The sequence below is a fragment of the Bradyrhizobium sp. GW821-FHT13H05 genome (assembly GCF_058804065.1).
This window is the reverse complement of the sequence record NZ_JBXAPO010000004.1, coordinates 182,627-207,812: the sequence shown is the minus strand read 5'-3', so window position 1 is coordinate 207,812 and position 25,186 is coordinate 182,627. Positions and strand designations below refer to the sequence as shown.

Genomic DNA, 25,186 nt, shown 5'->3' with positions numbered 1-25,186 from the left:
ACGGCAGCTTGGTGTGATCAGGCCACCTTGGTCGTCATGTGCTTGAACATGTTGCCGCGCGCCTCGTCGTCCATCTCGGCCTTGAAGGCGAACTTGTCCTTCAGCGCGAGCGCGCGTGCCGCCGCCGGCCGCGCCGAGATCTCGTCGACCAGCCGCTTCACGTTCGGGTATCGCGCAAAGGCGTCGTCGCCGAGCTTGAACGGCACCATCCGCGCCCAGCCCCACAGCGCCATGTCGACGATCGAATAGCTGTCGCCAACCATAAAGCTGCGGCCTTTGAGGTGACCGTCCAGGATCTTGTAATGGCGATCGGTCTCGTACTGGTAGCGGTTATGGGCGTAGTCGTGGTTCTGGTCCTTCGGCGCAAAATGCTTGAAATGCACGGCCTGGCCCGAATACGGGCCGACGCCGGTGGCGATGAACATCAGCCATGACAGCGTCTCGCCGCGCAACGAGGCGGCGGGCAGGAATTTGCCGGTCTTCTCGGCGAGATAGAGCAGGATGGCGTTCGAGTCGAAAACGATCGTGCCGCCATCGTCGATCGCCGGCACCTTGCCGTTCGGATTGATCTTGAGAAATTCCGGCGTGAACTGCTCGCCCTTGCGGGTGTCGATCTTCACCGGCTCGAACGGCAGGCCGGACTCCTCGAGATAAAGCGCGACCTTGGTCGGGTTTGGCGATCCGTTGAAATAGAATTTGAGCATCGGTCTGTCTCCCCAATTCCTCTTGCCAGTTCTCTCATCGAGAGCGAGCGCAGCGTCATTGCCGCCAGGGCCTTGTCTTGCCTGAACTCCGGCTGGAAGCGCAAGCCGGGAAAGCGCAAGTGATGTGTTCGTGAAGCGCATTCCGGCAGCGCTCGCGTCTCCCAGGCACTCGATCCCGGTCGACGACACACGGATTTCAGAAGCCTGATCGATAAGTCCATGCAAATTCAGTCATCTAATCGAATGGTCTGCCGCCGCCTATAATGAACCGAGTTGTGGGCAGCCATCCCGTGATCGGCGGGTGGATGCCCAAGACGAAGTGGATACCCAGGACGAAGCTGCGGCGTACGGAGATACTTCATGAAACGGCAAGCTGCGGTCATCGTATTGCTGTCGCTGATGGCCATGCCATCGGCCCGCACGGAGGAGACTACCACCATGACTGGATCGAAGCCCGCGCTAACGGATGGGGACGTTCGGAAGGTCGCACCGGCGCTGGAGGCCTATACGCAGGGCCGACTCCTCGGCGACGTCTGGAAACGGCCCGGCCTTGCGCCGCGCGACCGCAGCATCGTGACATTGGCCGCGCTGATCGCGCGCAATCAGACGATCGAGATGCCGTATCATTTCAATCTCGCGCTCGATAACGGTGTCAAGCCGCGGGAGATTTCGGAGATCATCACGCATCTCGCCTTCTACGCCGGCTGGGCCAATGCAATGTCGGCCGTCGCTGTCGCCAAGGACGTTTTTGCCGCCCGCAACATCGGCGCCGAGCAGCTTCCGGCCGTCTCGGTGACGCTGTTGCCGCTCGACGAGGCCGCCGAGGCGCAGCGTGCCGCGTTCGTCCAGGACCAGTTCGGCGCGTCCTTTCCGGGCGTCGTGCAGTACACCACCGACGTGCTGTTTCGTGACCTGTGGCTGCGTCCGGACCTTGCGCCCAGGGATCGCAGTCTCGTCACCGTCAGCGCGCTGATTGCCAACGGGCAGATGGCGCAGCTCACGCCGCACCTCAACAGGGCGATGGATAACGGCCTGACCCAGACGGAAGCGTCGGAAGCGATCACGCAACTGGCGTTCTATGTCGGCTGGCCCAACGTGTTTTCGGCGATGCCCGTCGCCAAGGATGTGTTCGCAAAGCGGCCACGTTAGCCGCGTTCGCGCGGCCATTCACGAGGAGGCTGACTTGAATATCTCGCAATTTCTTCTGATCGGCGCGTCCGTGCTGCCAGCAGCCATTTCCGGAGCCGCTGCGGGCGCCGATCTGCGGCCGCTCTACGTGCAGGAAGCGGAGATCGAGGTCGACCCAGCGGAGCTTGAGTCCTACAAGGCCGCGGTGGCCGAACACATCGAGACTGCCACGCGCGTTGAGCCCGGTGTCATCGCGCTCTATGCTGTCTCAGAAAACGACAATCCCGCACGAGTCAGGGTGTTCGAGATCTACCGGGATCAGGATGCCTACCGGTCTCACCTGGAGACCACCCACTTCAAGACATACAAGGCGACCGTGGAGAAGATGGTCCGGTCGCTCAAGCTGATCCGGACCACGCCCATCGCCTTTGGCGCTTTGCCGAAGTGACGGCTCAGTCCCGGTGGCGGAGCGCCTCGACAAGGAGTGCAAAGGCCGCGGAGGGCTGCCGCCGGCTTGGGTAGTAGAGGTGGTAGCCGGGATAGGGAGGGCACCAGTCCTCGAGCACCCGCTTGAGGCGGCCCTTGTTGATGTGGGGTTGCACCAGGCCCTCCGGCAGATAAGCCAGCCCGAGGCCTGCAAGCGCGGCCTGGAGCATCTGGGTCGTGGTGTTGAAGAACAATTGGCCGTCGACCCGAACCTTGAGCTCCCGCGAGCCCTTTTCGAATTCCCAGGAGTACAATCCGCCATGGGTCGGCAGGCGCAGATTGATGCAATTGTGCTCGACCAGTTGCGACGGCTTCTTCGGCTCTGACCGGCTGCGGAAATAAGAGGGAGCGCCGACGACGGCCATACGCGCGTCGGGGCCGATCCGCACCGCAATCATGTCCTTCGCGACCTGCTCGCCATCCCGCACGCCGGCATCGAAACGCTGCGCGACGATGTCCGTCAGTCCGTAGTCGCTGACGATCTCGAGCTTGATGTCGGGATATTCGCGCAACAGCTTCGCAAGTTTCGGCAGAAGCACGGCGTCGGTGGCATATTCGGTTGCGGTGATGCGGATGGTGCCGGAGGGCTTTTCCCGAAGCTCGGTCAAGGCGGCGAGTTCGGTCTCGATCTCCGAGATACGTGGACCCACGTTGCGCAACAGACGCTCGCCCGCGGCCGTCGGCGACACGCTGCGGGTGGTGCGCGTCAGCAGACGCAGCTTCAGCCGCGCTTCGAGCTCCTTGATGGTGTAGCTGAGCGCGGATTGTGAAATGCCGAGCTTCGCCGCGGCTCTGGTAAAACTGCCTTCGCGGGCGACGATCAGGAAGGCCGAGAGGTCGTCGAGATTTCCGCGTTGCATTTATCGATCCTGTTTATAAGCCCATGCCGATTATAGTGGCTAGTCCGCATAGCCGCACGCATTAGATTTGCCGCAGTCCCGCGAGGTAAGGCGAGTTCGGCATATGGATCGATCGGACGTTCGCTTCCGGCAATGCCGGGGCAGCGGTGTGGATGCCCCAAGCGCGCTGACGCGACGGCGCATGCTCTCAGGCGCTGCCGGATTGGCCATGCTGGCATCGTCGCCTGCGGGCTTCGCGAGCGCTTCGCAACACACTGGCCCGACAACAGCAAGGCATGGAACGATGGACATCAAACGCAACGGCTCACGCGCCTCCGGCAAGGGCCCCGAAGCATGGTTCTCCGGCACGGTCCGTGTCGATCCACTCTTTCAGGTCGGTGACCCCGCGCACCTGAGCGGCGGTCAAGTGACTTTCGAACCCGGTGCCCGGACCATGTGGCACACCCATCCGCTCGGCCAGACCCTGATCGTCACGTCGGGTCTCGGCTGGGTGCAAAGCGAGGGTGGACCGATCGAGGAAATCCGCCCCGGCGATGTCGTCTGGTTTCCGCCCGGAGAGAAGCACTGGCACGGCGCCACCGCGACGACCGCGATGACGCATATCGCCATTACGGAATCGCTCGACGGCAAGAATGTCGACTGGATGGAAAAGGTCAGCGACGAACAGTACCGCAAGTGATGTCGCGCCCTGACGTGGTGCAATGACCGGGAGACTGAACATGCAGATGCGCAAGCTTGGCGATAGCGGCCTTGCGGTCTCGGCCATCGGTCTCGGCTGCATGGGCCTGAACTATCATCGTGGCCCGGCGCCGGAGCGGCACGAGATGATCGCGCTGGTTCGTGCTGCGGTGGAGCGGGGTGTCACCTTCTTCGACACCGCAGAGGTCTATGGCCCGTTCACCAATGAGGAGTTGGTGGGCGAGGCGCTGGAGCCGTTCCGGAAAGACATCGTCATTGCCACCAAGTTCGGCCACGATCTTGGTCCGGCCGACGAACGGCGGTCCGGCGGGCTTGACAGCCGCCCCGAACGCATCCGGCAGGCGGCCGAAGGCTCGTTGAAGCGGTTGCGGGTCGAGACGATCGACCTGTTCTACCAGCACCGCGTCGATCCTGACGTTCCGATCGAAGAGGTCGCCGGCGCGGTAAAGGATCTGATCGTCGCGGGCAAGGTCAGGCATTTCGGTCTCAGCGAGGCTGGCGCTTCCACCATCCGCCGTGCCCATGCGGTCCAGCCGGTCACGGCGATCCAGAGCGAATATTCGCTGTGGTGGCGTCAACCCGAGACGGAGGTGTTGCCGGCTTGCGAGGAGCTGGGGATCGGCTTCGTCCCCTTCAGTCCCCTTGGCAGAGGATTCCTCACCGGCAAGATCGACGAGAGCACCCGCTTCGGTGGCAATGACAACCGCGCGAGCTTGCCGCGCTTTACGCCCGAAGCCCTCAAGGCGAACCGGCCCGTCGTGGACCTGCTGGCTCGGATCGGCGCCGAGAAGCGCGCCACGCCGGCGCAGATCGCGCTGGCCTGGCTGCTGGCGCAGAAGCCGTGGATCGTCCCGATCCCCGGCACGACCAAGCCCAGCCGCCTCGACGAAAACATCGCTGCGGCCGCGGTCGCGCTGACCGCCGACGAACTCAGGCACATCGATGCCGCCGTCGCGCAGATCAGCATCACGGGCGACCGTTATCCGCAGGCGGAAGCCGCGCGTACGCAGCGCTGACGGCGCGCGCGACGACCCCATACATCGACAGGAGAGCTATCCATGAACATTTCATTCGAAGGACAGGTCGCGCTGGTGACAGGCGCGGCGTCCGGGCTCGGCCTTGCCACGGCAAAGGCTTTCGCGGAATCCGGCGCGTCCGTCGCGCTGGCGGACTGGAACGAGGACGCGGTGCGGGCCGCGGCAGGCGAACTGACCAGCCGGGGTCACAAGGCCATCGCCATCCGCTGCGACGTCTCCAATGATGCGCAGGTCGAAGCGATGGTCGCGAAGACGGTCGCCGCCTTGGGCAGGCTCGATGTCGCCTATAACAACGCTGGCGTCCAGAATGTCCTCGCAGAGACCGCCGACACGACCCGCGAGGACTACGACCGCGTCATGGGGATCAATCTCCGCGGCGAGTGGAGCTGCATGAAATTCGAACTGCAACACATGCGCCAACAGGGACGCGGCGCGATCGTCAATTGCTCGTCTCTCGGGGGACTTGTGGGAGGCGCCGAGCGCGGCATCTATCACGCCGCCAAGCACGGCGTCCTTGGCTTCACCAAGAGCGCGGCGCTCGAATATGCGGCACGCGGCATCCGCATCAATGCCATATGCCCCGGGCTCATCTGGACGCCGATGGCCGACCAGATGGTGGCCTCCGGCCAGGGCGACGCGCTCAAGGCCATGGAGAAGAGCGTGCCGATGGGACGCGTCGGCCGGCCCGAAGAGATTGCGAACGCGGTGCTGTGGCTGTGCAGCGACGCAGCCAGCTACGTGACCGGCCAATCCATCTCGGTGGACGGCGGCTTCATCATGCGCTGAACGCCGGCACGATCAGCCGACATAGAGGAAGCCGAGGAGCGCGGCGATGATCATCGCCGCGCCGACGGCCTCCAGCCGCAGCCCGAGCCGCGCAGCGAGATGCATGTCGGAGGCCCGCGCCGCGCGCTCCGATCCCCTGGAATAGCCGTGCACGATGACGTCGTGATTGAAATTGTCATGCGCCTCGTTGCTACTGGCGAGCCCGACGCAGATCACGAGCACGCCGAACAGAGCGAGGCCGAAAAATCCCAGCAGCGCGATCAGGAACATCGGAAACATGCCGACCAGGAAGATCGGCAGCAGCGGCAGCAGCAGCAATGTCTCGGACTGTCGTCGCATGGGAGCCAACCGGTCAGGACGGGGCTGATCAGCCAAATCTAGTCCTGGCCGTAGCGGCATTCAAGCTGCCGTAGGGGGGCAAAGCGCAGCGTGCCCACCAAAGCTCTATCCCCGGGAGAGATGGTGGGCACGGCGCTTGCGCGTCTTTGCCCAAGACCGGTGAAGCGGCTACTCCGCACCCATGCCGGCGCGGATCTCGGCGCGGAGCTCGTCGATCAGCTTGAGACCCTTCTTGGTCTCGACGTGCCAGAAGGTCCATCCGTTGCAGGCCTGCGCGCCCTGCGCCACCGCGCCCATGCGATGGATCGAGCCGACCTTGTCGCCGAACATGATGGCGCCGTCGGCGCGGACCAGCGCGCCGAGCTTTTTCTTGGCGTCGAACAGTTTCGTGCCGGGCATGATCATGCCGCGCTCGATCAATTCGGAGAACGCAACCCGCGGCGCTTCGCGCGCGGTCATGAACGGGGCGAGGCTTGCTTCCGGCAGCGGCTCCACTGCGGCGATGCGCGCTTCGGCGGCCTTGGCATAGGTCTTGTCGCGCTCGAAGCCGATATAGGAGCGGCCGAGGCGCTTTGCGACGGCGCCGGTGGTGCCGGTGCCGTTGAAGGGATCGATCACGAGATCGCCGGGCTTCGACGACGACAGCAGCACGCGCGCGAGCAGGCCTTCCGGCTTCTGCGTCGGATGCACCTTCTTGCCGTCGGCGCCCTTGAGGCGCTCTTCGCCGGTGCAGAGCGGGATCAGCCAGTCGGAACGTGCCTGCACGTCCTCGTTGGCCGCCTTCAGCGCCTCGTAGTTGAACGTGTAGCCCTTGGCTTTTTCGTCACGCGCGGCCCAGATCATCGTTTCGTGCGCGTTGGTGAAGCGGCGGCCGCGGAAATTCGGCATCGGATTGGTCTTGCGCCAGACGATGTCGTTCAGGAGCCAGAAGCCGAGGTCCTGCATGATGGCGCCGACGCGGAAGATGTTGTGATAGGAGCCGATCACCCAGATCGTCGCCGACGGCTTCATCGCGCGGCGGGCGGCAAGCAGCCAGGCGCGGGTGAAATCGTCATAGGCGGAGAATGAATCGAACTTGTCCCAGTCGTCGTTGACGGCATCGACATGGGATTCGTCGGGGCGCTTGAGATCGCCCTTGAGCTGGAGGTTGTAGGGCGGATCTGCGAACACCAGATCGACGCTACCTGCCTGAAGCTTCGACATCTCGGCGACGCAATCACCGAGGATGATGCGATGCGACGAAGACTCAAAATTTGTGCGGGGCGCCCTTGCAGACGCCCCGCGACGCGACTCTACCATGACTCAAGAACTCTGACTCAGGCGACGCTGTCGGCGACGCGGGACCAAACAACCGACTGACCGTTACATTGAAGCGGCAAAGTAAAAATCGACTTAACCCGCCGCTTTCGTGAGCAGGCCGTTCATCGCGCGCTGCACGTCGCGCGCTGTGCGCGTTCGCCGTGTTTTGCAGTGTATTTCGCGCTTCTTCGCGTTGCGGGAGCGGCACAGGTGCCAAAAGAGTCCAAATTTCTCTCGGAAAAAAATGCACGACCCTCGGAAAAAATTGCTGGCAGGCGCATGCTGTCGCACTAGGCAATTTTTGCCGAGCACGATATTGATAAAGGCAACGGAAATTTTACGTGTGTGGCGCGTTGAGCTTTTTGCGCTTCTGCCTGCCCACGCCATGCAATCGACGACCTGAAGGAAGCCCGCCATGCGCTATGATGATTTCCGCCGCAGCGACGACGTCGAAGATCGTCGCGGCGATGATGGCGGCGGCGGCGGTGGAGGAGGCGGGTTCGGCCTGCCAATGGGTGGCGGCGGGCTCGGCATCGGCACCGTGATCGTGCTCGGCCTGATCGGCTATGCCTTCGGCATCGACCCGCGCATCCTGATCGGCGGCGCCGAGATCCTCACCGGCGGCGGCCAGGCCCCGAGCTACCAGACCGATCGGCAGTCGTCCTCGACCGCGAAGCGTGGCGCGCCCACCGACGAGATGGGCAGCATGATCTCAGGCATCCTCGGCGAGATCGACGATCGCTGGAGCGAGATCTTCCAGGCCAGCGGCCAGTCCTACACCGGTCCGAAGGTCGTCTTGTTCCGCAACGTCACCAATGGCGGACGTTGCGGCAGGGCAGAGTCGGCGATGGGGCCGTTCTATTGCCCACCCGACAAGACCATCTTCCTCGACACCGGCTTCTTCCGCGAGGTCGAGACGCGCTTCCGCGGCTGCTCCGGCAAGTCGGCGTGTGATTTCACCACCGCCTACATCATTGCGCACGAGGCCGGCCATCACATCCAGAACCTGCTCGGCATCATCCCGCGCGTGACGCGTCTGCAGCAGCAGGCCGGCAGCAAGGCCGAAGCCAACGCGCTCCAGGTCAAGGTCGAGTTGCAGGCCGATTGCCTGTCCGGCGTCTGGGTCAACCGCGAGGCGAAGAAGCGCCCGAACTTCCTGGAAGCAGGCGACATCGACGCCGCGCTGACCACGGCCAGCGCGATCGGCGACGACACGCTGCAGCGCCAGGCCACCGGACGCGTCGTGCCCGATTCCTTCACTCACGGCTCGGCAGCACAGCGCAAGCAGTGGTTCATGACCGGCTATCAGCAGGGTTCGGTGCAGGCCTGCAACACGTTCGGCAGCGGGTCGTAGTCACGACGGTCTCGTGCCCCGGACGCAGCGCAGCACGAAGTGACGCGCTGCAGAGCCGGGGCCCACAAAGCCGCTCCCGCCGAGCTTCATAATGGGTCCCGGCTCTGCGCTGCACCGCGGCCGGGACGCGAGGGGAAAGCGCAATGGCCTCCATCGACGAGACAAAACAGTTCATTCCGCTCAACATCGCGGTGCTCACCGTGTCCGACACGCGTGCGCTTGCGGATGACAAGTCCGGCCAGACGCTGGCCGATCGCCTCACCGAGGCCGGTCATCATCTCGCTGCGCGCGACATCGTCACCGATGACGTCGAGGCGATCCGCGCCGTGATCCGCCGCTGGATTGCAGATAGCGGCATCGACGTCGTCATCACCACTGGCGGCACCGGTTTTACCGGACGCGACGTCACGCCGGAGGCGATCGAGCCGCTGTTCGAGAAGCGCATGGACGGCTTCTCGATCGCCTTCCACATGCTGAGCCATGCCAAGATCGGGACGTCGACGATCCAGAGCCGCGCCACTGCGGGCGTTGCAGGTGCAACCTATATCTTCTGCCTGCCGGGCTCCCCCGGCGCCTGCCGCGACGGCTGGGATGGCATCCTCAAAGCCCAGCTCGACTACCGCACGCGCCCCTGCAATTTCGTCGAGATCATGCCGCGCCTGGACGAGCATCTGCGACGGCCGAAGGCGCAGGGCGCGACGGTGTGAGGGCGGACGCTGAGAATCTTTCTTCCCTTCCCCCTTGTGGGGGAAGGTGGCGCGAAGCGCCGGATGAGGGGTATCTATCCGCACGGAGTGCTCGGAGACGTACCCCTCACCCAAGTGAGTCTGTGTCTACCAGCAGCGCTGCCCTCTCCCGCAAGGGGCGAGGGCACAGCAATGCGCATCGTGCCCGCTGCGCCAGTGACTACCTCTTCCGCCTCAACGAACTCCACACCATCAGCCACATATGCCGGCAGGCCTCGATGTGCAGCCGCCGCGCGCGGCGCTTGTAGAGGTCGACGAGCTCTCCGGTGATGCGGTACGTGGAATCGTGCGGCGAGAGCATCACAGATCGCGCTCCCATGTCTCGCCGATCAGGTTCTGTCCAAAGCTGCGGTGCGGCTCGGTTGCGACCAGCTTGAAGCCCGCGTCCTGATAGATTTTCCGCGCGGCGGTGAGATTGCTCTGTGTCCACAGTGTCATCCGCCGATAGCCGCAGGCGCGTGCGAAGGAGACGCATTCGGCAACCAGCCGTTGTCCGAGGCCCTGTCCGCGTGCGGCCGGATCCAGGATCAGCAGCCGCAGTTTTGCGAGATCGTCGCCGCCCTTCACCAGAAACACCGAGCCGACCGGGCGGCCCTCGATGTCGGCGATCCAGCACCGCTCGCGCGAGGCGTCATAGGAGGTGATGTATTTGGCGACGATCTCGGCGACCAGCGCCTCGAAGCCGGAGTCGAAACCGTATTCGCTGGCATAGAGCGCGCCGTGGCTCTGCACCACCCAGCCCATGTCGCCGGGGCGAGGCTCGCGCAGGATCGCGCGCGGCGACGGCGCGCGTGGCATCGCGAGCAGCCGCTCGATCGTCTCCATCGCGCCTGTCAGCCGCCTGCGATCTTCGTTCGGCAGCGGCCGCAGCATCGCGGCAACGTCGTCCTGCGATGAGCGTTCGAGCTTGGTAAACGCCTGGCGGCCCTTCGCGGTCAGGCTCAACTGAACCTGCCGGCGGTCGCTCGGAAGCGGCTTGCGCGCGATCAGGCCGCTCTCGTCGAAATTCTGCACGATGCGGCTGAGGTAACCGGGATCGAGCCCGAGCGTGATACCGATCTCCTTGGCCGATTGCTCGCCACCATGGGCGAGCTCGTAGAGCACGCGCGCCTCGCTAAGCGAGAACGGGCTCCTGAGCAGCTGCTGGTCGAGCACGCCGAGCTTGTGGGTGTAGAAGCGGCTGAAGGCGCGGACCGCCTGGACCTGGTCGTCAGCGACCTGTTCGGTCGAAGCAGGGCCGGATGGCGAAAGGCTGGATGACGAAAGGGCTGATGGCATGGGTCACCTCAATAATTGCCATCGTCAAACAATTATTTGACTTTGGCAAGTATTAGATGATTTCAGCCGACCATGACGATCCGGCTGCGCAGCATGGTCCGGGACGAGCGGCCGAGCCGCCGCAGCAGCCGCGCCTCGGAGCGGCGGGCCTGGGGCGGGTAGCCGCCGATCCGGTCGTAATGATCACGCGCGATCAAAAGCCCCTGATCGCCGAGCGGGCCGACCAGCTTGCGCACCACCGCGCGGAGGACGTCGCGGAACCCGGTATCGGCGTAGGGCGAGCGCGCATAACGGAACACCGCTGCGCGATCCCGGCCGCTGGTTGCGACGGTCTGGATGAACTGGGTGGTCTCCTCGATCCAGCCGGTTTCCAGCACCGCGCCCGCGGGGAGGAACATCAGCCAGGACGAACGGGCCTGGAGTGCACCGGCGGCGAGCGCGGCGCCTTGCGAGGACCCCTCGAAACCGATGAAACGGCAGCCGGCGACGTCGGCGACGCGCTCGATGACGCCGTTGCGGGTGCCGTCGACCAGCAGCACTTCCTTGATGATGCCCGCGGCGGCACCGGGCACCAGCGCGGCCAGAGTCGCGACTGCCGTCTGCTCGACGCCTTCGGTCGGAATGATGACGCTCAGCATGATTGAGGCTTCGGTGTCTGCACTTCGGGAGAAGCGTAATTCGTCATGATGTTGTCATAAACACGTCGCGGTGCCGAGAGCAACTTTTCGCCTAGGCTTCGATGTTCGATGGTAAACTGCCAAAGCCATCGCATCCGAATATGTCCCGCGCGGGGTGACAATATTGCCGAATATTTCGGTGCGACTTCGCCGTGTCGGTATTAATCCGGGGTTCGTCCCGATATTGCGCGCCGCGCAGGCAGAGCGCAATCCTGCAAGAGGATGATGCGAGCGGAACGAAGCCCGGAAACGGGAAAAGCATGCAATCCACGATGCCGACGAAAGCTTCGCATGAACGCCGATCAACTTGCTGTTAGTCCGCCGTCAACATCGGCGAAGCCGGATACCAAGCCGGACGCCGCGCCGACCTTGCGGATCCGCGCCCTGATGCTGGGCGACCGCATCAACGCCTCGGGCCTGGAGCTCGGCGTGCTGGTGTCGTCGACACCGGCCGCATTCCGCGTCCATGCCGGCCTCGCCGTGATCTTCCGCTACGGCGTTGTGGTGCTGATCGGCCTGCTTCCTTCGGAGGAGAAGGTACTGATCGACAGCCTGAAGCCGCGCGTGATCGGCGAGCTCAGCCCCTATGAGGAGGAGATCGCGCAGGCGCAGCTCTGCAAGGATGAAAGCTCCGAGGCGATCCAGCCGGGCGGGCCGATCTGCCTTTCCAAATTCTCCGACGACCGGCTGCTGCTGGTCGCCGACGCGCTCGCCAAGAGCACGTCGCTGGCCCGCGACGAGCGGCGCGTCGCTGCCGTGTTCGACGTCATCGAACCATTCGCGCGCGAGCTCGCCGAGCACGGCCGCACGCCGCGCCGGCGCAAGGGCATCCTGCGACTGATCGGCAACGCGCTTCTGGTCCAGCAGCGTGTCGCCGGCCGCGTTGCGGTGGCCGAGAAACCCGACGTGCTCTGGGAGAAACCGGAGCTTGATCGTCTCTACGCCCGTCTTGAAGACGAGTACGAGCTGAAGGAGCGTCTCGACACGCTCGAGCGCAAGCTCACCGCCGTGTCGGCGACGGCCAATGCGCTGACCGACATCATCGACACCCAGCGCTCGCTCCGACTCGAAATCGCCGTGGTGGTGCTGATCGTGATCGAAGTCGCGATCGGGTGTTTTCAGATTTATACCGGCATTCACTGAGCCGCGGCGGCTCGTGCCGGCGGATCGAGGTCGCCGGTCTGCGATTGCCATGTCGCGATCTCGGCGAGTTCGGCTTCGGGGCGCGTCTCTACCGTGCGGCAGCGTCCGAGATAGAGTTGTCCCGTGTCGCCCTCGATCGTGATCCAGTCGCCCTCCGACAATGTCGCATCCGCAAGCTGGGCCTGCCTTGCAACAGCATCGATCTTCAGCGCGTGACAGCCAACCACGCAGGGCTTGCCCATCTGCCGCGCCACCAGCGCTGCATGCGAGGTACGCGCGCCGACCGCCGTGACGATGCCGACCGCGACCGCGAAGCCCGCGACGTCTGCGGTGCTGGTATCGGGACGCAGCAGGATGACCGGCTCGCCTGACGCCGACAGGCGCTCGGCGCTTTCGGCGTCGAAGACCGCGCGGCCGATGCCGATGCCCCCGGATGCGCCGATGCCGGTCGCCGCCGGCTCGCCTGCGGAGACCAGTGCGGTGGCGGCGAGGGAGGCGAGGTCGATCCCCGCGATTCGGTCCAGTGCCTCGTCCTGCGTGATCAGCCCCTCATGCACAAGGTCGATCGCGATCCTGATCGCCGCACGCGGCGTTCGCTTGGCCGCGCGCGTCTGGAGGATCCACAGCCTGCCATCCTCGACGGTGAATTCGACGTCCTGCACGTCGCAAAATTCCCGCTCGAGCCGTTTCAGGATATCGCCAAGCTCGGCTTCGGTTCGCGGCAGTGCACGCACGATAGCATCCTCCGCGTCGGGAGTGCGGCGCCCGGACACGACGTCTTCGCCCTGTGCATCGAGCACGAGATCGATCATGGGGCGCGGTGCGCCGGTCGAAGGATTGCGCGAGAAAGCCACACCGGCACCCGATGCCAGCCCGCCATTGCCGAACACCATCGCCTGTACCGTGACGGCGGTGCCCTGGAGCTCTTCGAGTTGCTGGAGTTTCCGATAGGTCTTCGCCCGCTCGCTCGTCCACGACCGGTAGACGGCTTGCGCCGCGGCCTCAAGCTGCGCGACCGCATCCTCGAGCCAGCCGTCGGCGCGATCCTCGACCAGCACCTGCTCGTCGCCGGCAAGCCGCTCCAGCGCTTCGCTGTCGAGCGCGCGATCGTTCTCGGCGCCTTCGGCTTCGACCAGTTCGGAGATGCGGGCCGCGAATGCGGCGGCATCCAACCCGAGCACGGTCTCGCCAAAACTCTCCAGGAAGCGCCGCCGGCAGTCCCAGGCGAGCCGCGGCCGGCCGGTCGCACGGATCAGGCCGTGCACGGCATCCGACGTGCAGCCGACATTGAGGACGGTGTCGAGCATGCCCGGCATCGATCGGGCGGCACCCGAGCGCACCGAGACCAGCAGCGGCAGCCGCCGGTCGCCGAAGCGCCTTCCGGTCGCGCTCTCCAGGAAGGCAATTCCCTCCTTCAGCCCGTCGTTCAGCTGACGTTCCGCATGCGCGTGTCCTGCGATGATGTCGGCGCAGAGCTTGACCGGCAGCACGAAAGCCGGCGGCACCGGCAGGCCCAAGGCGGCCATCCGGGCGAGGTTGGCGGCCTTGGCGCCAATCTCCTCGGCGGGACGCAATTCGGTCGCATCAGTGCCGATACGCACGATATGCATGGTGGTCTCCCCTAAAGCGTTTTCGAGCGAAGTGGATACCGGTTCGCGTGAAGAAAACGCGTCAAAACAAGAATCTAGAGCTTCGGTTCTGATTCAATCAGAACCGAAGCTCTAGGCTGCGAGGTCGATCATGATGTGCCGGCGCAACAAATGCCCGAAGCCGGCAAAACGGTCGGTGGCGCGTTCGATGGCGCGGGCGAGCTCGAGCACCGAGAGCGAGGTCGCGACGTCGAAGCCGCCGCCGAAGACCAGCGCAGTCGTCGCACGCTCGTAGCTGTCCGCGGCATGTTCGGCATCGATCAGACGGGTCACGGCGGACAGCGCATCCTCGGAATCCGCGCGCCGCCCTTCCGGCACGTCGGTGGCTGCGGCTACGCCGCTGGCCGCAACCTCGGTCGCTGTCATCGCCACTGCACAGAGTTCGGCGAGCGCGGCCAGCAGCGACGGATCAGTTCGCTCCGGCATCAGCGAGGCGATGAAGGCCGCCTGCTCCAGTTCGTCAACGGCCTCTTCGGCGCGATCGATCAATTGCGCGATTGTTGGCCTGGCGTTGAGCCGGTCGACCTCCTTGCGCGTTTCCAGCGCGATGCGATCGGCCTTCTGCTCGATCGCGCCGCAGCGTTCCGCCAGCAGCTTGCGGTCGGCCGGCTGGCCGGCCCGAAGCGCCGCAAGATGGCGAGAGATCGCCGTGACGAGATCATGGGCAAGCCCGAGCTGGCGGAGCACTGCGGCGAGCAGGGTGCCGTCGACGCGCTCCAGATGCCGCACCAGGTCGGCTTCGATCTGGTCGCGGACCGTCCTGACGGAGCGACCTGCGAGCAGCGCATCGGTCGAGGCGCGCAATGCTGCCTTCAGGAAATCGATCGCTGCGGCGCGGCCGAGCGCCTGGTCGAGCCGCTCGCCGAAGCCGATGCGCGTGGGGGCGGCGTTGCGCACCGCCGACCCCAACAGCTCGTTGCCGCCGAGCTCGAGAAAGCCGCGATGGCCGATCCGCTGTCGCGCCCCCCATTCGAGGATTCGCGTGGCGTCGTCCTTGGCAACCCAGGTCCGCAGCAGCTTGCGCGCCTTGTTCCAGTCGATCAGGAATACCAGCGCGGCGCCCACGGCTGCGAGGAATTCATTGCGATCCGCGGCGTGACCGGGCTGATACTGGCCAGTGACGAGATAAAATGAATTGTCTTCGCCGAGGCCTGCGGCGGTGTGACGGTCGAGCCCGCTCCAGGTCGCCTCGAACTTGTCGAACAGCGAGATGAAGAATTTTGCCCGTGCCAGGTGCACGTCGGTGTAGGTGACGGTGACTGCGTTCTTCTTCACCGCGATCACCACGACATGGGCGTCCGTGGTTCCGATGTCGTTCTGGATCAGCAGACGGCCGCCCGAGCGGGTCGCCATGGTGTCGAGGCCGGGGTGGTTGAACTTCAGCCTTCGCGTCTGGTTCAGGCCCTTCATGAAGGCTTCCACCGCGCCGCGATCTTCGCCATGCAGGCCGAACACATGGGCGCCGTCGAGCGTTTCCTCCGAACAGTTCGCCGCAAGCTTGTTCAGCGCCTTGTGCAGATCCATCACCAGTCGATGGAGGCTGTCGCCGGCGGACTCGGCAACGCCGGTCAGACGGGCAATGCGGGAAAGATCGATTTCGTTGGTGGCATCGAGCAGACCCGCGCCCCGGACGGCCATCAGCCGCGTGGTCGCCTTGTCGCCGTCTGGCGGCGCGCCAGCACTGACGGCGCGGATCATGGCCGCGGCGTCGTCCAGGATCTCCTTCATCAGCTTGGTGAGGTTCGGCGCCGCGAGCCGGGACGGTGCGACCAGATGGGCGCCGCCGATCAGCGTTGCGATCGCGGCCGGTGCAATGCCGGCGGCGTGACTCTCGACAGCAAGCTCGCTGGCGGGGCGATCGGGGTCTTGCGCATGCTGAGCCGCCGCCTGGAGCGCGCTCATCCGCACCTTGATGCGGTCATTGGCGGCAAGCCCTTCCGCCACCAGCGCGGGCAACAGGATGTCGCCTTGTCCGAGTTGTTCGATGATCTGGGTTTTCATGGTCTGTCCGCGCAACGATTGATGCCGTCCTTATGCCGCGAAGTTGCGACGGCCTCATTGCGTCAGATCATTCATAAAACCGTCACGTAGCGTGTCGTTCGCGCAGCAGCGCTGCGGAATGGCGTGCGATCGTGATCTCTTCGTTAGTGGGAATGATGAAAACGTCCACCGCACTGTCGGCGCTGCCGATCCGTTCGCGCGCGGCGACGTTCGCCGCGGCATCGATGCGGACGCCGAGCCAGGCGAGACGCTCGCCGATCTCGCCGCGGATCTCCTTCGCGTGCTCGCCGATACCGCCGGTGAAGACCAGACAGTCGAGCCCGCCGAGCGTGGTCGCCATCGTCGCGATCTGCTGCGCCGCGCGGAGGACGAACAGCTCCACAGCCTCACGCGCCGCAGCCTCGCGGCTCGCAAGCAGCGTCCGCATGTCCGCGGAGATACCGGAGACGCCGAGCAGGCCTGACTCGTGATAGAGCAAGTGTTGGACGTCTTCGATCGACATCTTCTCATGCTGTTGCAGATAAAGCAGCACGCCGGGATCGATGGTGCCGCAGCGCGTGCCCATGACGAGGCCATCGAGCGGCGTTAGCCCCATCGTGGTGTCGATGCTGCGGCCGTCGCGCAACGCGCAGAGGCTTGCGCCATTGCCGAGATGGGCGATGACAGTACGCTTGGCGGTTAGCTTCGGCGCGATCTCGGCGAGGCGGCCCGCGACATATTCGAACGACAGCCCGTGGAAGCCGTAGCGCCGGATGCCTCGCTCTTCATAGCGCCTCGGAATCGCGAAGCGGCTCTCGGGCGGCGCGAGGCCGTGATGGAAGGCGGTGTCGAAACAGGCGATCTGAGGCAGGTCGGGCTTGATCGACCTGATCGTGCGGACCGGCGCGAGGCAGCGCGGCTGGTGCAGCGGAGCCAGCGGCGTCAGCGCCTCCAGCTTCGTGGTGACAGCCTCAGTCAATTCGACCGGGCCTGAATAATCCGGCCCGCCGTGAACGATGCGATGGCCGATGGCTCGCAAGCTGCCTTGGCCGAACTGGTCCTCGATGAAGGCGAGCACGTCGGCGAACAGACGACCGCCGTCGGCATCCGTCTCGTCCCGCCGCTTCGCGAGCAGGTCTTCCCCCGCGGGACCTTTCACGACGAGCCGGGGCCTGGCCTCGTGCTCGTCGAGCAGGCCCTTGCAGAGCAGCACAGGCTCGGCCGCCGAGATCTCGAACAGGCCGAACTTGATGCTCGACGAGCCCGCGTTGAGGACGAGAACCGCCTCTGGCGCCGGCACGGCGTTAACCCGGCTTGCCGGGCCAGACCCAGTCGCGGATCTCAGGCATGTCCTCGCCATGCTCGCGCACGTAACGTGAGTGTTCGAGCAACTTGTCGCGGAATTGCTGCTTCACCTGCGCGGCCCTGGTCGCAAGACCCGGCACGCGTTCGATCGCCTCGATCGCGAGGTGATAGCGGTCGAGCTCGTTGAGCACGACCATGTCGAACGGCGTCGTCGTGGTGCCTTCTTCGATGAAGCCGCGGACGTGCAGGCCGGCATGGTTGGTGCGGTTATAGGTCAGCCGGTGGATCAGATGAGGATAGCCGTGATAGGCGAAGATCACGGGCTTGTCCGATGTGAACAGGCTGTCGAAGTCGCGATCGGACAGGCCGTGCGGGTGCTGGTCCTGCGGTTGCAGCGTCATCAGGTCGACAACGTTGACGACGCGGATCTTCAGATCCGGCAGCGCTTTGCGCAGGAGATCGACGGCGGCGAGCGTCTCCAATGTCGGCACGTCGCCGGCGCAGGCCATCACAACATCAGGCTCGCCGCCCGCGCCTTCGGTGCCGGCCCATGTCCAGATGCCGATGCCGGCATCGCAATGTGTGGCGGCGTCCTGCATCGACAGCCATTGCGGCGCCGGCTGCTTGCCGGCGACGATGACGTTGACGCGGTTGTACGTCCGCAGGCAGTGGTCGGCGATCCACAGCAGCGTGTTGGCATCAGGCGGGAAGTAGATGCGGACGATGTCGGCCTTCTTGTTCGCGACGAAGTCGACGAAACCGGGATCCTGGTGGCTGAAGCCGTTATGGTCCTGGCGCCAGACATGCGAGGTCAGGAGATAGTTGAGCGAGGCGATTGGACGCCGCCAGGGCAGATGCCGCGTCACCTTCAGCCATTTGGCGTGCTGGTTGAACATGGAATCCACGATGTGGATGAAGGCCTCGTAACAGGAGAAGAAGCCGTGGCGGCCGGTGAGGAGATAGCCCTCAAGCCAGCCCTGGCAGAGATGCTCGCTCAGCACCTCCATCACGCGGCCATCCTGCGCAAGGTGCACGTCGTAGGGTTCGATCGGCTCCATCCAGACCCGCTCGGTCTCGTCGAACACGGCGTCGAGCCGGTTTGACGCGGTCTCGTCCGGACCCATGATGCGGAAGTTGCGCTCTTGCGCATTGAGGCGGATGACGTCGCGCAAGAATTTGCCAAGCTCGCGCGTCGCTTCTCCCGTGACGGCACCGGGTTGCGGCACGTCCAACGCAAAGCTGCGAAAGTCCGGCAGCTTCAGCTCCTTCTTCAGGAGACCCCCATTGGCGTGCGGGTTGGCGCCCATGCGGCGACTGCCTTCTGGCGCCAGTGCCTGAAGTTCCGGAATGAGCGCGCCGCTGGCATCGAACAGTTTTTCCGGCTCGTAGCTGCGCATCCAGTCTTCGAGAATCTTCAGATGCGCCGGGTTTTCGCGACAGCTCGCAACGGGAACCTGATGCGCTCGCCAAAAACCCTCAACCTTCTTGCCGTCGACTTCCTTCGGGCCGGTCCAGCCCTTCGGGCTACGCAGCACGATCATCGGCCAGCGCGGCCGCTCGATGGTCTGCCGCCCGTCGCGGGCGTGCTGCTGGATCGAGCGGATGCTGGCGAACGCGACGTCGAACGCGTCTGCCATGGCCTGATGCATCAATTTGGGATCGTCGCCTTCGACGAACAGGGGCTCGTGGCCTAGCCCACGGAAGAGATCGCGGATCTCGCTGTCGGGCATCCGGCCGAGCACGGTCGGGTTGGCGATCTTGTAGCCGTTGAGATGCAGGATCGGCAGCACCGCGCCGTCATGGGTGGGGCTGAGGAACTTGTTGGAGTGCCAGGACGCCGCGAGCGGGCCGGTCTCGGCCTCGCCGTCGCCCACGACGCAGGCGACGATCAGATCGGGATTGTCGAACGCCGCGCCGTAGGCATGGACCAGCGCGTAGCCGAGCTCGCCGCCCTCGTGGATCGAGCCCGGTGTCTCCGGCGCCGCATGGCTCGGAATGCCGCCGGGGAAGGAGAATTGCCGGAAAAGTTTTCGCAATCCATCCGTATCGCGCGCGATATCGGGGTAGATCTCGCTGTAGCTGCCTTCCAGATAGGTGTTGGCGACCATGCCCGGGCCGCCATGGCCGGGGCCGCAGACATAGAGCACGCTGAGATCGCGCGCGCGGATGACGCGGTTGAGATGGGCATAGATGAAGTTCAGCCCTGGTGTCGTGCCCCAATGTCCGAGCAAACGCGGCTTGACGTGCTCGGGCCGCAGCGGCTCGCGCAGCAGCGGGTTGTCGAGCAGATAGATCTGCCCGACGGAGAGGTAGTTGGCGGCGCGCCAGTAGCGATCGAGCAGATCGAGTTCGCTGCTCAGGGCGCGCGATTGTTGTTGATTTGTCATATTGCTGCTGACCTTCACCCAGATCGTCACCAACTGTATGCGGGGACGATTGATCCGTCGGCAGCATCAAACGGGATCGCAGTGACGCCAGTATTGCGTGAGGTCAAAGGCGGGCGCGCGAAGTTTGGGCAGCTCTACTGTGCATGGGGTTGTTTTCACGTTTTTTGTTTGTGTTCTTGATTTGTTCTATCGGCGTGCTATCTTGGCTTCATGAGTCCAGCATCCTCTCATGCTCTCAAGCACCCGCCGGTCACGGCGCCCTCCGAGCCGGCGGGTGCGCCTTCTGACTTCCCTGAGCTGGCGGTCGCCATCGACCGCCAGCGCAGGCGAGGGCGGGGCGCGCAATCCAACGCCAGCGGCCGCTTCGAGGCCGAGGCGCGCGTTGCTTTCGACGACGGCTGGCAGAGCCTGGAAGAGCTGCCGCCGTTCAAGACCACGGTGGCGGTCGACACCTCCCGCAAGGTGATCACACGCAACGATTCCCCCGACATCGGCTTCGACCGCTCGATCAATCCCTATCGCGGCTGTGAGCACGGCTGTGTCTACTGCTTCGCGCGGCCGACCCACGCCTATCTCGGCCTGTCGCCGGGGCTCGACTTCGAGTCAAAACTGTTCGTGAAGCCCGAGGCGCCTTCGCTGCTCGAGAAGGAGCTCGCGGCGCCAGGCTACGAGCCGCGGATGATCGCGATCGGCACCAACACCGATCCCTATCAGCCGATCGAGCGCGAACGCAAAATCATGCGCGGCATTCTGGAGGTGCTGGAGCGGACGGGCCATCCCGTCGGCATCGTCACCAAATCGGCGCTGGTCGTGCGCGACATCGATATTCTCGCGCGGATGGCCAAGCGCAACCTTGCCAAGGTCGCGATCTCGGTCACCTCGCTCGATCCGAAACTGGCGCGCACCATGGAGCCGCGCGCCTCGACGCCGCCGAAGCGGCTGGAGGCGCTCAAGCAGCTCTCGGAGGCCGGCATTCCGACCACCGTGATGGTCGCGCCCGTGATCCCCGCGCTGAACGATTCCGAGATCGAACGGATTCTCGATGCCGCCGCCCATGCCGGCGTCAAGGAAGCCTCCTACGTGCTGCTGCGGCTGCCGCTCGAGGTGCGCGATCTCTTCCGCGAATGGCTGATGGCGAATTATCCGGACCGCTATCGCCACGTCTTCACCCTGATCCGCGACATGCGCGGCGGCCGCGACTACGACGCAAAATGGGGCGAGCGGATGAAGGGCACCGGCCCGATGGCCTGGACCATCGGCCGCCGCTTCGAGATCGCCTGCGACAGGCTCGGGCTTAACAAGCGGCGCGCGAAACTGACGACGGATCACTTTGCGCGGCCGAAGCGGAACGGCGATCAACTGAGCCTGTTCTGATCGGGGACGTGGACGAGGTGTGTCATTGAGCAAGGAACTTACAGCTCCGGTGCCGCGGCTCACCGTCATCACGCTCGGCGTGAGTGACATCCGCGCCAGCATCGCTTTCTATGACGCGCTCGGCTTTTCGCGCCGGTTGAAGGCGACCGGCGAGGCGGTCGCGTTCTACGATACCGGCGGCCCGGTGCTTGCCCTGTTTCACTGGGATCAGCTCGCGGCGGATGCGGTCTTGCCGGATCAGCCGAGGCCGGCGACCTTCCGCGGCATCACGCTGGCCTGGAACTGCGCCACCCGCGAGGAGGTCGATGCGGTGCTGGCTTTCGCCCTTGGCAAGGGCGCGGAGCTGCTGAAGGCCGCGCACGAGACCGACTATGGCGGCTATTCCGGCTATTTCGCCGATCCCGACGGCCATCCCTGGGAGGTCGTGGTCGCCCCCGGCATCGACGTCGGCGAGGACCGGCGGGTGCATCTGGCGGAGTAGGGCGGGCCGGCCTGAATAACGGGAATTGTCCGGGGTTCCCCGTTGCGTCGGCGAGGCCGCTTGCGCACGATCCCGGCCATGATTCGGGATAAATCCGCCAAGAAGCCAGTCAAAGAGACGCCAAAGAAGGCTGCTGCGAACAAGGCTGCGCCCGCGAAGGCGAGCTTCCGCCGTGAGCGCGTGCTGATCAAGCGCGGCATCTGGCCGATCGCAGGCTGCGACGAGGCCGGCCGCGGGCCGCTCGCTGGGCCCGTGGTGGCGGCCGCGGTGATTCTCGATCCGGACCGCATCCCGCGCGGCATCGACGATTCCAAGCGCCTGACCGCCGAGGAGCGTGAACGGCTGTTCGACAAGATCTGCGCCACCGCGCAGGTCTCGGTCGCCGTGGCTTCGCCCGCCCGGATCGACCGCGACAACATCCTGCGGGCGTCGCTGTGGGCGCTGAAGCGCGCCGTGGTGGCGCTGCCCGAGCAGCCCAGGCACGTCTTCGTCGACGGCCGCGACCGGCTCGACACGAATTGCGACTGCGAGGCCGTGATCGGCGGCGACGGCATCGTGCTGTCGATCGCGGCGGCCTCGATCGTCGCCAAGGTGACGCGCGACCGGCTGATGTGCGCCCTGGCGCAGGACTGTCCGGGCTACGGCTTCGAGCAGCACAAGGGCTACGGCGTCCCCGAGCATCTCGACGCGCTGAACCGCCTCGGCCCCACCATCCACCACCGCAGCTTCTTCGCCCCCGTCGCGGCGGCGCGCGCCAAGCACATGCCCTGGACGGTCGAGCCGGTGCAGGACCTGTTTGCGGTGGCCGAGGTCGAGGTGCAGATGGAAGCGGCCGTCGAAATCGATGCGTCCGCGAATCTCTAGGGCAGACGGCCGTTGCCACGACGCGCAGCGCCCTTTATCAAAATAGCTGTGAGCGAATAGGGCCGGCTGGACGGGTTGGCTGCATCTTTCAGGCGTTGCATGCGGTTTACCTCCCTGGTCATCGAGCTCATTCGCGCCCGGCCGCGGCTGATCGTGTGGATCGCCGTGCTGCTCCAGGCTTTGATGTGGCTGTTCGTGGCGCTGGTGTTTTACCGCAGCCCGCCCGGCACCCTCGCGACCCTGCTGGCGTTCGGCAGGGAATACCAGGTCGGTACTGATCTGGGCCCACCCTTGCCGATCTGGCTTGCCGACATCGCCTACCGCGCCGCCGGCGGCCATGTGTTTGGCGTCTATGTGTTGGCCGAGCTCTGCGAGATCGCGACCTTCATCACGCTCTACCATCTCTCCCGCGCCGTGGTCGGCTCGCAGCAGGCGGTGCTCGCCGTGCTCTTGACCATGACAGTGCTGGCCTTCTCGTCACCCGCGCTCGATTTCGGCCCGCTGGTGCTGGCGCGGCCGCTCTGGGCGCTGCTGCTGCTGCATTCCTGGCAGATCATCGGCCAGCGCCGCGGCAATGCCTGGTTCGCCTGGTCGATCGAGGCGGGCTTGCTGCTGCTCACGACGCCCGCGGCGATCTTCCTGCTCTTGCTGATCGTCGTGTTCGCGCTCGCGACCGCAGGCGGCCGAAGGACGCTGCGCGCGCTCGATCCGCTGTTCGCACTGATCGTCGTCGCCGTGCTGGCGCTGCCCTATGCGGTCTGGCTGATGCGGGCCGAGACGCTGGTCTTGCCAACCTTGCCCGAGGTCGCCGAGCTGAACGCCCGCGCGATCCACGCGGCCTGGCTGCTCGGCGGGCTGGTGCTCGGGGCGGCGGCGATCCCGGCGCTGACCTTCCTCAACACCGGGCTGTTCGTGGCCAAGGGCGAGGAAGCGCCGATCATCTACCGTCCGCCGGTCGAGCCGCTCGCGCGCAACTTCGTCTATTTCTTCGCGCTGGCGCCCGCGCTCGGCGCGGTCTTGATCTCCGGGCTGTTCGGGCTCGAATCCGTCGTCGGCGGCGCCGGCGTCGTGCTGGTCGTGTCCGGCCTTGCCGTGGTCGTGGCGGCCGGCGACCTCATTGCGATGCGCCGCGCGCGGATGCTGCGGATGGTGTGGGCCGCTGCCGTCGTGGCGCCCGCCGCTGGCGTCGTGCTCGCCGTGCTGTTCCTGCCCTGGACCGGCGCCAATGAGATCGCGACCTCGATGCCGGCGCGCGCGATCTCGGATTTCTTCGACGAGAGCTTCGCCCGCCGTACCAACCATCGCCTGCGCGCGGTCGCTGGCGAGAGCCAGCTCGCGAGCCTGATCGCACTGCATTCCGGCCGGCCGCATCTGTTCATCGATGGCCAGCCCGCGCGCACACCGTGGATCAATCAGACCAAATTCAGCGAGACCGGCGGCGTCGTGGTCTGGCGCGCGTCCGACACCGCCGGCACCCCGCCGCCGGAAATCCTCGCGCGCTTTCCCGGCATCGTGCCGGAAGTCCCGCGCGCCTTCGAATGGCTGGTGACCGGCCGCCAGCAGTTGCTGCGCATCGGCTGGGCCATCGTGCGGCCGAAGGGGACGTAGTCGGCTCGCGCGCTCTTTCCGTCGTCATTGCGAGCGCAGCGAAGCAATCCAGAATCCCTCCACGGAAATAGCCTGGATTGCTTCGTCGCTTCGCTCCTCGCAATGACGGAGAGGGAGCGTGCCGTCCCTTACGCGCCCGCCAGCACCTTCGCGATCGCCCGCAGATCCTGCCAGGCCAGTCGCTTGTAGGACGGTGAGCGCAGCAGATACGCCGGATGGAACGTCGCCAGTGCGCGGATGGTGCGTTGGCCCGTCTCGTAGTCGAACCAGCGGCCGCGGGTGCGCATGATGCCTTCGCGTGTCGAGAGCAGCGTCTGCGTCGAGGGATTGCCGAGCGTCACCAGAACGTCCGGGTTCACCAGCTCGATCTGGCGCTGGATGAAGGGCAGGCAGATTTGCGTCTCCTGCGGCGTCGGCGTGCGGTTGCCGGGCGGTCGCCACGGAATCACATTGGCGATATAGGCCGTGGTGCGGTTGAGCCCGATCGCCCCGATCATGAGGTCGAGCAGCTTGCCGCTCCGCCCGACGAAGGGCAGCCCTTCAATGTCCTCGTCGCGGCCCGGAGCTTCGCCGACGAACATGATGCGCGCCTGCGGATTGCCATCGGCGAACACCAGCCGTGTTGCGGTGTGCTTCAGCGCGCAGCCTTCGAAGTTTTGCATCAACTCGCGCAAGGCCTCGAGCGTCGGCGCGGTGCGCGCGGCCTCGCGTGCCGAGGCGATGGCAATGTCGGGCGCGGGTGCGGCCTCGCCGCGCATCACCGTCGGCGCGGCGACAGGCCGTGGTGCCTCGACCGGAGGTGCTGCGCGCGGGGGCGGCGCCGGGGCGTCCAATTCCGCCAGGCGGTCGATCGGTTCCTCCGCGAGCGCGCAGTCGACTCCGGCCTCCAGATAGAAGGCGAGCAGCTCTCGGACGGTGGGTGCGGGTTCAGGGATCATGGGAAAGTCTGACTTTTATATCACCTTGGGCCGCCTTGCATCCCAGCGAAATGCATTTCCGAGG

At 65.3% G+C, this 25,186-nt stretch carries 24 protein-coding genes; 12 read left to right on the top strand and 12 right to left on the bottom strand.

Going from position 1 to position 25,186, the window contains the following annotated elements:
• Window positions 1-17: 17 nt before the first annotated feature.
• Window positions 18-704, bottom strand: coding sequence for a glutathione S-transferase family protein (locus tag AC1RR3_RS14305; RefSeq protein WP_492823564.1), 687 nt, complete (start codon window positions 702-704; stop codon window positions 18-20).
• Window positions 705-1,064: 360 nt separating this feature from the next.
• On the opposite strand from AC1RR3_RS14305, the gene AC1RR3_RS14300 reads away from it, so the two are divergent.
• Both AC1RR3_RS14300 and AC1RR3_RS14295 read left to right on the top strand, forming a co-directional pair.
• Window positions 1,065-1,853, top strand: coding sequence for a carboxymuconolactone decarboxylase family protein (locus AC1RR3_RS14300; protein WP_492823562.1), 789 nt, complete (start codon window positions 1,065-1,067; stop codon window positions 1,851-1,853).
• A gap of 34 nt (window positions 1,854-1,887) precedes the next feature.
• Complete coding sequence (locus tag AC1RR3_RS14295) at window positions 1,888-2,280, top strand: putative quinol monooxygenase (protein ID WP_492823560.1); 393 nt, start codon at window positions 1,888-1,890, stop codon at window positions 2,278-2,280.
• Between the two features lie 4 nt (window positions 2,281-2,284).
• On the opposite strand, the gene AC1RR3_RS14290 is transcribed toward AC1RR3_RS14295, so the two are convergent.
• Window positions 2,285-3,178: a LysR family transcriptional regulator gene (locus AC1RR3_RS14290; RefSeq protein WP_492823558.1), complete on the bottom strand. Its 894-nt coding sequence runs from the start codon at window positions 3,176-3,178 to the stop codon at window positions 2,285-2,287.
• Window positions 3,179-3,461: 283 nt separating this feature from the next.
• On the opposite strand from AC1RR3_RS14290, the gene AC1RR3_RS14285 reads away from it, so the two are divergent.
• The 3 genes from AC1RR3_RS14285 to AC1RR3_RS14275 are packed head-to-tail and all read left to right on the top strand — an operon-like array spanning window position 3,462 to window position 5,700.
• The gene (locus AC1RR3_RS14285; protein WP_492823556.1) at window positions 3,462-3,857 is read left to right on the top strand and encodes a (R)-mandelonitrile lyase; all 396 of its coding nucleotides are present in this window, start codon (window positions 3,462-3,464) and stop codon (window positions 3,855-3,857) included.
• A gap of 40 nt (window positions 3,858-3,897) precedes the next feature.
• Window positions 3,898-4,893, top strand: coding sequence for an aldo/keto reductase (locus tag AC1RR3_RS14280; protein WP_492823554.1), 996 nt, complete (start codon window positions 3,898-3,900; stop codon window positions 4,891-4,893).
• 42 nt (window positions 4,894-4,935) lie between these two features.
• Entirely contained in the window at window positions 4,936-5,700 is a 765-nt protein-coding gene (locus AC1RR3_RS14275; RefSeq protein ID WP_492823552.1) for an SDR family NAD(P)-dependent oxidoreductase, read from the top strand.
• A gap of 12 nt (window positions 5,701-5,712) precedes the next feature.
• On the opposite strand, the gene AC1RR3_RS14270 is transcribed toward AC1RR3_RS14275, so the two are convergent.
• Window positions 5,713-6,039: a hypothetical protein gene (locus tag AC1RR3_RS14270; protein ID WP_492823550.1), complete on the bottom strand. Its 327-nt coding sequence runs from the start codon at window positions 6,037-6,039 to the stop codon at window positions 5,713-5,715.
• 168 nt (window positions 6,040-6,207) lie between these two features.
• Window positions 6,208-7,338 (bottom strand): site-specific DNA-methyltransferase, encoded by a 1,131-nt coding sequence (locus AC1RR3_RS14265; protein WP_492823548.1) that lies wholly within the window; start codon window positions 7,336-7,338, stop codon window positions 6,208-6,210.
• A 415-nt stretch (window positions 7,339-7,753) separates the two neighbouring features.
• Here AC1RR3_RS14265 and ypfJ point away from each other — a divergent pair, with 415 nt between their 5' ends.
• Both ypfJ and moaB read left to right on the top strand, forming a co-directional pair.
• Window positions 7,754-8,692, top strand: a complete 939-nt coding sequence (ypfJ, locus tag AC1RR3_RS14260; protein ID WP_492823546.1) for a KPN_02809 family neutral zinc metallopeptidase — start codon at window positions 7,754-7,756, stop codon at window positions 8,690-8,692.
• Between the two features lie 143 nt (window positions 8,693-8,835).
• The gene (gene moaB, locus AC1RR3_RS14255; RefSeq protein ID WP_492823544.1) at window positions 8,836-9,399 is read left to right on the top strand and encodes a molybdenum cofactor biosynthesis protein B; all 564 of its coding nucleotides are present in this window, start codon (window positions 8,836-8,838) and stop codon (window positions 9,397-9,399) included.
• Between the two features lie 199 nt (window positions 9,400-9,598).
• Here the strand turns inward: moaB and AC1RR3_RS14250 are convergent, their stop codons facing one another.
• From AC1RR3_RS14250 to AC1RR3_RS14240, 3 genes are all read right to left on the bottom strand, one after another.
• The gene (locus AC1RR3_RS14250) at window positions 9,599-9,739 is read right to left on the bottom strand and encodes a hypothetical protein (protein ID WP_492823542.1); all 141 of its coding nucleotides are present in this window, start codon (window positions 9,737-9,739) and stop codon (window positions 9,599-9,601) included.
• Window positions 9,739-10,716, bottom strand: a complete 978-nt coding sequence (locus tag AC1RR3_RS14245; protein WP_492823540.1) for a bifunctional helix-turn-helix transcriptional regulator/GNAT family N-acetyltransferase — start codon at window positions 10,714-10,716, stop codon at window positions 9,739-9,741. Before AC1RR3_RS14245 ends, AC1RR3_RS14250 begins: the two co-directional genes overlap by 1 nt.
• A gap of 62 nt (window positions 10,717-10,778) precedes the next feature.
• Complete coding sequence (locus tag AC1RR3_RS14240; protein ID WP_492823538.1) at window positions 10,779-11,354, bottom strand: glycosyltransferase family protein; 576 nt, start codon at window positions 11,352-11,354, stop codon at window positions 10,779-10,781.
• Between the two features lie 330 nt (window positions 11,355-11,684).
• Here AC1RR3_RS14240 and AC1RR3_RS14235 point away from each other — a divergent pair, with 330 nt between their 5' ends.
• Complete coding sequence (locus AC1RR3_RS14235; RefSeq protein WP_492823536.1) at window positions 11,685-12,536, top strand: RMD1 family protein; 852 nt, start codon at window positions 11,685-11,687, stop codon at window positions 12,534-12,536.
• Here AC1RR3_RS14235 and AC1RR3_RS14230 read toward each other — a convergent pair.
• The 4 genes from AC1RR3_RS14230 to AC1RR3_RS14215 all read right to left on the bottom strand — a co-directional run bounded on the left by AC1RR3_RS14230 (window position 12,530) and on the right by AC1RR3_RS14215 (window position 19,857).
• Window positions 12,530-14,146 (bottom strand): PEP/pyruvate-binding domain-containing protein, encoded by a 1,617-nt coding sequence (locus tag AC1RR3_RS14230; protein ID WP_492823534.1) that lies wholly within the window; start codon window positions 14,144-14,146, stop codon window positions 12,530-12,532. The two genes, AC1RR3_RS14235 and AC1RR3_RS14230, sit on opposite strands and share 7 nt — an antisense overlap.
• Before the next feature lie 111 nt (window positions 14,147-14,257).
• On the bottom strand, window positions 14,258-16,186 hold the full coding sequence (locus AC1RR3_RS14225) for a hypothetical protein (RefSeq protein WP_492823532.1): 1,929 nt from the start codon (window positions 16,184-16,186) through the stop codon (window positions 14,258-14,260).
• Window positions 16,187-16,268: 82 nt separating this feature from the next.
• Window positions 16,269-17,465, bottom strand: coding sequence for an acetate/propionate family kinase (locus AC1RR3_RS14220; RefSeq protein ID WP_492823530.1), 1,197 nt, complete (start codon window positions 17,463-17,465; stop codon window positions 16,269-16,271).
• A 4-nt stretch (window positions 17,466-17,469) separates the two neighbouring features.
• On the bottom strand, window positions 17,470-19,857 hold the full coding sequence (locus AC1RR3_RS14215) for a phosphoketolase family protein (protein ID WP_492823528.1): 2,388 nt from the start codon (window positions 19,855-19,857) through the stop codon (window positions 17,470-17,472).
• Window positions 19,858-20,067: 210 nt separating this feature from the next.
• Between AC1RR3_RS14215 and AC1RR3_RS14210 the strand changes: the two genes are divergently transcribed.
• From AC1RR3_RS14210 to AC1RR3_RS14195, 4 genes are all read left to right on the top strand, one after another.
• The gene (locus AC1RR3_RS14210; RefSeq protein ID WP_492823526.1) at window positions 20,068-21,231 is read left to right on the top strand and encodes a PA0069 family radical SAM protein; all 1,164 of its coding nucleotides are present in this window, start codon (window positions 20,068-20,070) and stop codon (window positions 21,229-21,231) included.
• Window positions 21,232-21,256: 25 nt separating this feature from the next.
• Window positions 21,257-21,712: a VOC family protein gene (locus AC1RR3_RS14205; protein ID WP_492823524.1), complete on the top strand. Its 456-nt coding sequence runs from the start codon at window positions 21,257-21,259 to the stop codon at window positions 21,710-21,712.
• A gap of 78 nt (window positions 21,713-21,790) precedes the next feature.
• Window positions 21,791-22,576, top strand: coding sequence for a ribonuclease HII (gene rnhB, locus AC1RR3_RS14200; RefSeq protein WP_492823522.1), 786 nt, complete (start codon window positions 21,791-21,793; stop codon window positions 22,574-22,576).
• 99 nt (window positions 22,577-22,675) lie between these two features.
• A complete protein-coding gene (locus AC1RR3_RS14195) occupies window positions 22,676-24,184 on the top strand; it encodes a glycosyltransferase family 39 protein (RefSeq protein ID WP_492823520.1) in 1,509 nt (502 codons plus the stop codon).
• Window positions 24,185-24,312: 128 nt separating this feature from the next.
• Here the strand turns inward: AC1RR3_RS14195 and AC1RR3_RS14190 are convergent, their stop codons facing one another.
• Window positions 24,313-25,122, bottom strand: a complete 810-nt coding sequence (locus tag AC1RR3_RS14190; RefSeq protein WP_492823518.1) for a uracil-DNA glycosylase — start codon at window positions 25,120-25,122, stop codon at window positions 24,313-24,315.
• Window positions 25,123-25,186: the final 64 nt, after the last annotated feature.